This window comes from Chryseobacterium sp. 2987, assembly GCF_031456375.1.
In the GTDB taxonomy this organism is placed as follows: Bacteria; Bacteroidota; Bacteroidia; order Flavobacteriales; family Weeksellaceae; genus Chryseobacterium; species Chryseobacterium vaccae.
Map to the genome: position 1 here is coordinate 22,615 of NZ_JAVDUN010000015.1, position 6,979 is coordinate 29,593.

Here is a 6,979-nt window from a genome sequence, read left to right on the forward strand (position 1 = left end):
TTAAAATCTACTCTGTACCTGAACAATGAATAGATTGTTGTTGTATTGCGAAGTGTTGTCCACCTGATGTTTGTAACGGTCAAACTGTACCCCCAGTTGGATTCTTGCTCCATAGTTTTTCAGGAATTCCAGTCCGGCCATCGGGGTAATCGTCTGTCTCGGGTTTGAATTCATCCTGAAATTGGTATCAAGGTATTCATACCGGCAGGAAAGTTCAAAAGCGCTGAGGTTTTTATGATTGATCTCATACCTAAGATTGGGAAGAAAATAAGCGCCGCGGATCAGGTATTGGTCCGGGTTGGAGGGTCTGGTTTCAGGATCCAGCGTGTTGTACAGAACATGATTGGTAGCCTGTTTGGCTTCAAGCTGCATATCAAGGCTCCATCTTGGATCAAATTGAATCATGGAGCTTAGATCAACGCCTAAAGCATATACTTTCTGACTGAAAACTTCCCCGATACCACCGTTTAGTCCGACATTGAAGTTGTATTTTTTTGAAAGCCCGAAAACCAGTCTTGTAGAATACTGTTTGCCGTTGTCATTATCATTGATCTGGTTTTTTCCGTTTCCGTTCACGACAGACACAGCATATTGGAAGGGTATTTCACCAAGTTTCAGCTGCCCGGTGGCAGAAAGCCCGATCTGGAAACTTGTCCATCCCAGTTTTCCGAATTCGCTGTATTGATTGGACCAGTCTAAAGACTTGATGATGTCAATAGGGTAGGTCTCTTCAATACCGAACCACGGTCTGAACTGTCCTACAGTAAATGCTAATTTGGGACTGAAAGTGTATTTCAGGTAGGCATTTTCAAGCACTCTGCTTTTGGGATCGTTTTTAAAATCTGCAAGATTGGCAAGTGCTACGACTTCTGTCCGTTTGCTGATCTGAGCACGTACCTGAACCCTCATATACTTCAGCATAAAATTGTTGCTGGTTCCCGATCCGTCGGCATGATGCAGCCTGTTTACATCGACATCTTTGGTCATTCCTACCAGGTAACGGGCCTGGAAAAGTCCTTTGATCTGCAGCTGCGGATACTTTACATTATCTTCCTGCTGGGCAGTCTGCAGAGAGTCCGGGATTTGTGCGCCGGCTGATAAACCGGCCAATAGAGCACAAAACACCAGGCTTCTTTTTTGTGTTGAAAAAAAGGTCATAGTATTTGTGTTTAATGAATATAATTATTGAAGTCCTAAGAATTTGAAAGGCTTGGATTCCTTAAAATCTTTATTGGCTTTACCGTTGTAGGTCTGGAAATTACCCAAGTCAAGTTTCATCACTTTGCCTTTTGAGCTTAGATCGAAATCTTTGAGGTTTACCCAGAATGTGTTAGGGGTAAATACCGTTTCGAAATAATAGACCAGGTTTTTCTGATCGGAAACGGAACGCCATCTTGTGGATGAAATATTAGGCTCTGTTTCTGAAGTGATGCCATAAGGAACAGAACAGTTTCTGATGACACTGAACACGCTGGCTACGGCTGTCCTTGGATCACTTGTTTTCGGAATTGCATTGATGTAATAAGAAGCTCTTACAAAACGGTCTGCGGCCCGGTTGGTTCCCGGAAGCATAACTGTTCCCGGAATTCCCTGCCAGTAGTTGTTTAAAGCCAATTGTTCCTCAAATACAGGAGAGTTGGTCATCACGGTATATTTCGGATCGTGATGTACGACCAGTTTTCCTTTGATATATTCGAAGACAGCATTATCTCCGGAAGCATCAGACAGAGAAAGGTGTACGGTTGCAAATCTTTCGGTTCCGGGAATATAATCACTAACAATGATGAAAGGATTGGTATTCATATGGGTTACCGCTTCTTTTACTGTTGCAAAATTATCAAGGAAGTATTGGGCCCAGAGGGAAATCGCCAGACCTTTCTGTTTTCCTTTGGGGTCAAAGGTCGGGTACTGGGATTCTCCAAGCCAGAGCAGATTAGCCACAAGGCCTTTTTCATTCATACCGTCTGATGAGGTGATGTCCCAGGAAGAACTGATAACGCTTCCATATTTCGAGGTCCATTGCAAGGATAGAGGCCCGACTTCACCGCTGCGTTGGATTCCTTTTGGGAATACCCACAGATTGCCGGGAATCTCATCGCGCCAGTCCATGGAACGGGCGGTAATGACTGTGTTATCGGGTCCTTTGTAGACAACTCTGGTGCAGGCTTCGTATCCGCTCCAGGTTCCTGATAAAAGAATCAGGGTAAGAATAATGAAAGGGAACTTTTTCATAGTAATATTATTTGAAGTTAAATGAAGTTTTTATTGAGAATATGATAAAAAATTCAATTATTTTTAAGTGTAATGGTTATTTGGTGATATAAATTTAATAAATTTTGTTTAATTAACTTAATTATTTCACTTATTAATGTAAAATTCATGTGATGAATCATAGTTCTTGGAATTCCGAGAAATTTTCCGTATTTTTTAATTAATTCCTTTTATAAATGGTAAAATCAAAAGGTATCTGAGTGGCAATTCAATGCACTGAATGGGTTGTGTTTATGGGAGTTGGTGTATTTGTGCTCATGTTGAGATTTGATACCACAAAAATAATATGTCTTTAAAAAAAACGTTATATTTGATAGATCAAAAATATATATGAATTTTGTAGAGTGTCATGAGGAACCCATCCATATCCCTGGGTATATACAAAGTTTTGGATATCTGATTGGCATTGACGCAGGATCTCATTCCATCACTTTTTTCAGTAACAATATTGCGGATATATTCAGGATCGAAAACGCAGAAGAGCTTTTTGACAGGCAACTTATTGACCTTCCGGAAATCTTCGGACCTGTTATAGAATCGGATATTTATGTTTCATTGCAGGACTTTACAAGACGAGAGAATGAAACTCATTTTGACAAAGTATTCATCAACGGAAAGGAATATCATTGTTCTGTTTTCAGAAACGGGGAAAACATTTTTTTTGAATTTGAAGCAGTATTGGATAACCCGAATAAACGCATTTCAAACAAGTACGATAATTTCTATGTGATTGACAATGAACAGGAACTTTGGGATCAGCTGCTGAGCACTCTTTCTAAGATTGTGAACTATGACCGTATGATGGTGTATAAATTCATGATGGATGGTTCAGGAAAGGTCATTGCGGAAAGGAAAACCGGAAATATGGAGAGTTATCTTGGTCTCCATTATCCGGAATCTGATATTCCGAAACAGGCAAGAGAACTCTATTTAAAGAAACGGAAGAGGATTTTCAGCAATGTATATGCAGAAACGGTCCCTTTGTTGAGCAGAACCCAGGAACATATTGATCTGACCTATGCTGCTTCAAGAGGGATGTCGCCAATTCACGGACAGTATATTAAAAACTCCGGTGCCTCCTCTAGTTTCAGTGTTTCCATTATTATTGATGACCATCTTTGGGGGCTTGTAACCTGTCAGAATTCGGAGCCTAAACATATTGATCTTGAAGACCGTGTGCAGGCAGGAATTTTCACGGCACTGGCATCTAATGCCTATTCATCATTTAAATCTAAAAATGAACTGAACTATCGCCTTGAGCTGAATGAGAAGTCATCGCAGCTGAAAGCAGAGTTTTTAAAGCATAATCATTTGTTTGACTCTCTGATTGACAATAAAACAGAGATCAGAAATCTTCCTGAAGCTGATGGACTTGCTATTACTTCAGAAGGAGAAACGGTAACTTCTGGAACAGTTCCCGGCCGTAGTACGATTGAAAATATTGTTGACTGGGCGTTGGAGAACACAGAAGGAAGCATGTATGTCAGCAGAAGCTTTCTGAAAGACCACGGGAATGACCTGGAGCTGGATGGAAATGCTGCCGGAATTATTATTTATTTTATTGAAAGGAGTAAAAGAGAGATGCTGATATGGTTTCGGAAAGAGTTTGATGAACATATCAACTGGGCAGGAAATCCTGAGAAAAATGTCAGTGTGTTTACACAGAACGGAGAAGAACGGCAGATGGTTTCTCCAAGAACTTCTTTCCATATTTTTACGGAAAACATTAAAGGAAATTCGAAAAGATGGAATTTCAGGGATGTTATCGCGGTAAAGGCCGTACGTGATGTGATTCTTGAAACCTCCCATAAGCAATACAACGCTATCAAGGAACTGAATAATCAGCTTAGAAAAGTAAACGAAGAGCTGGACAGCTTTTCTTATACCATTTCTCATGACCTGGGAACCCCTTTGACGGTGATGAAACTAAATGCCCAAATGCTGCTTTCCAATTTTGAGAAAACAGAGAAGAATAAAAGTAAACTGAACTCCATTATTGAGGAAATCGACAATATGGCGGAGATGATGCATGATGTCCTTCAGCTGAGCCGTGCCAAGCACAGTGAAATCCAGCTGGAAAAACTTCAGCCTGCCCGTACGATAGAAAAGATCTCTGAAAATGCTAAGATCACTTTTGACAGCCCGAACAGTGAGATCATTATCGGGGAATGTCCCGATGTGCTTGCTGATAAAACCATGCTTCATCAGGTGTTCCTTAATATCATCAATAATGCTGTAAAATATTCTTCCCACAAAGATCATCCTAAAGTGGAAATCGCAGGAACGGAAGATGAGCAAACTGTGGTATACCGGATTTCTGATAACGGTATCGGAATTCCTGAAGAGGAAAAGCATAAAATGTTCAAGATTTTCAACAGAATGGATAACGCCAAAAAGTTCAAAGGAAACGGGGTAGGACTTTCCATTGTACACCGTATTATGAACCGTATCGGAGGAAATATAGATTATAAAAGCAATAAAGAGGGTACTTCTTTCATTTTAACGTTCAAAAAACCTTAAATTTGAGAAACCCTAAAAACTTTATGGATGGTATCAGAATATCTTAAACAAAATACAGCGGAATACCACGATGCTGCGGAGAAACTTTTCAATTCTGAAAAAATTTTTAATAAAACCTTTACACTGGAAGATTATAAAAAGATCATCAGCTCCAATTACCTGATGCTTCTTCACAGTGAAGATAAAATATTCAGCAGCCTTTCTGATAAGTATGCTGACAAGCTTCAGTTAAGCAATAGAAAGAAGCTCCCTCTTATTGAAAAGGATCTTGAAAGTCTTTCTCTGGAAAATAAAACAGCGTTCCACGATCTCCATTTTGATAATGAACACGAAGCATTAGGAGCAATGTATGTTATTGAAGGTTCTACGCTGGGAGGCAATGTAATTGCTAAACAGCTTTCCAAAACGGAAGGTTTTGATGAGGTTACTTTCAATTTCTTCGGATGTTATCAGGAAAATACCGGACCGATGTGGAAAAATTTCAAAGAGGTTCTTGACACGGAAGTTGCTGAAGAAAACTATAATGAAGTGCTTTCTGGAGCCAAAAAACTCTATACGTTTTTACTAAACGTGAATTAATGATATTGAAGCCTAATTAAATTCCTGAAAAATTGCCCATTTTTTCAGGAATTGTTAAATTTGGGAGTTTCAATTTTTAAACTTAACTAAAAAAATAATTTAAAAAAAGTATACAATATGAAAGTAACTGTAGTAGGTGCAGGCGCTGTAGGAGCAAGCTGTGCGGAATACATCGCAATGAAGAACTTCTGTTCAGAAGTAGTTTTAGTAGACATTAAAGAAGGATTTGCTGAAGGTAAGGCAATGGATTTGATGCAGACTGCATCGCTTAACGGATTCGATACGAAAATTACCGGAACAACAGGAGATTACAGCAAAACTGCAGGTTCGCATGTAGCCGTAATTACTTCAGGTATTCCAAGAAAACCGGGAATGACAAGAGAAGAGCTTATCGGTATCAACGCTGGTATTGTGAAAGAAGTTACTGAAAACTTAGTAAAACATTCTCCCGAAGTAATCATCATCGTAGTTTCTAATCCAATGGATACTATGGCTTATTTGGTACACAAAACTTCAGGTCTTCCTAAGCACAAAATCATCGGAATGGGTGGTGCATTAGATTCTGCAAGATTCAAGTACAGATTAGCTGAAGCTTTAGAAGCTCCAATCTCTGATGTTGACGGTATGGTAATTGCGGCACACAGTGATACAGGAATGCTTCCATTATTAAGCAAAGCAACAAGAAACGGAGTTCCTGTAACTGAATTCCTAGATGATGAGCAGCAGAAATATGTAATTGAAGAAACTAAAGTAGGAGGAGCTACCCTTACTAAATTATTAGGAACTTCAGCTTGGTACGCGCCAGGTGCAGCTGTTTCTGTAATGGTTCAGGCTATCGCTTGCGATCAGAAGAAAATGATCCCTTGTTCTTTAATGCTTGAAGGAGAGTACGGACAAAACGATATCTGCTTAGGAGTTCCTGCTATCATTGGAGCTAACGGAGTTGAAAAAATCGTTAACGTAACCCTTACTGCTGAAGAGCAATTGAAATTCGCTGAGGCTGCTAATGCGGTGAGAGAGGTGAATGGAGATTTGAAATTTTAATTTACAAACCAGCTTTATGCTGAGGTTTAAATATAAAAACAGACTGTTTCGATGAGAGACAGTCTGTTTTGTTTTGAAAACTAAGAGTCAGAAAAAAGAATCAAGTGTAAAGCTTAGGCTTGAAAGAAAAAAATAGAGTTAGTAGAGAATCGAGAACTATTTTTTTGTATACTTTTTTTCAAGAAAAAGTATACAAAATTCAAGACTGGAATCATCTGCTAGAAATTGAAATTGACTCCTAAAATTTCCAAACTCGCATGGATCAAACGGTTTTTCTTCAGGGCCAAATCTCAGCTATGCTCAGACAGTGGAAATTTTTTAACGGATTCAATCTCAATTTTTTTGACGCTCCTGCTTCCTAGGTCAATTGATCATTCCCTGTTATTCCATTTTGTCTTTAATTTAGATTTTTTTCAATGGTGTAGATCTGGTTTACCAAATAGTTGGGATTCGGCGCGGCCGCCGGCCGCGCCGCATCCCCACTATAAAAACTATTATTTGAATGGTTTTTAAATTGTTTACAGTTGCAGGTCCCGTTTGTGGGTAAAATCATCATGAGGATAGC

Annotated in this window: 5 protein-coding genes; 3 read left to right on the forward strand and 2 right to left on the reverse strand. The window is 39.3% G+C overall.

Going from position 1 to position 6,979, the window contains the following annotated elements; genetic code table 11:
- Together J2Y40_RS23630 and J2Y40_RS23635 are read right to left on the reverse strand one after the other, a co-directional pair.
- Window positions 1-1,158: a porin gene (locus J2Y40_RS23630; RefSeq protein ID WP_310001752.1), complete on the reverse strand. Its 1,158-nt coding sequence runs from the start codon at window positions 1,156-1,158 to the stop codon at window positions 1-3.
- Between the two features lie 24 nt (window positions 1,159-1,182).
- Entirely contained in the window at window positions 1,183-2,232 is a 1,050-nt protein-coding gene (locus J2Y40_RS23635) for a linear amide C-N hydrolase (protein ID WP_153394791.1), read from the reverse strand.
- A gap of 369 nt (window positions 2,233-2,601) precedes the next feature.
- On the opposite strand from J2Y40_RS23635, the gene J2Y40_RS23640 reads away from it, so the two are divergent.
- The 3 genes from J2Y40_RS23640 (at window position 2,602) to J2Y40_RS23650 (ending at window position 6,414) form a co-directional block, all read left to right on the forward strand.
- A complete protein-coding gene (locus J2Y40_RS23640) occupies window positions 2,602-4,791 on the forward strand; it encodes an ATP-binding protein (protein WP_310001755.1) in 2,190 nt (729 codons plus the stop codon).
- Window positions 4,792-4,818: 27 nt separating this feature from the next.
- On the forward strand, window positions 4,819-5,370 hold the full coding sequence (locus J2Y40_RS23645; RefSeq protein ID WP_153394788.1) for a biliverdin-producing heme oxygenase: 552 nt from the start codon (window positions 4,819-4,821) through the stop codon (window positions 5,368-5,370).
- 117 nt (window positions 5,371-5,487) lie between these two features.
- Window positions 5,488-6,414 carry a malate dehydrogenase gene (locus J2Y40_RS23650; RefSeq protein WP_153394786.1) on the forward strand — a complete coding sequence of 309 codons (927 nt, stop codon included), beginning with the start codon at window positions 5,488-5,490 and terminating at the stop codon, window positions 6,412-6,414.
- Window positions 6,415-6,979: the final 565 nt, after the last annotated feature.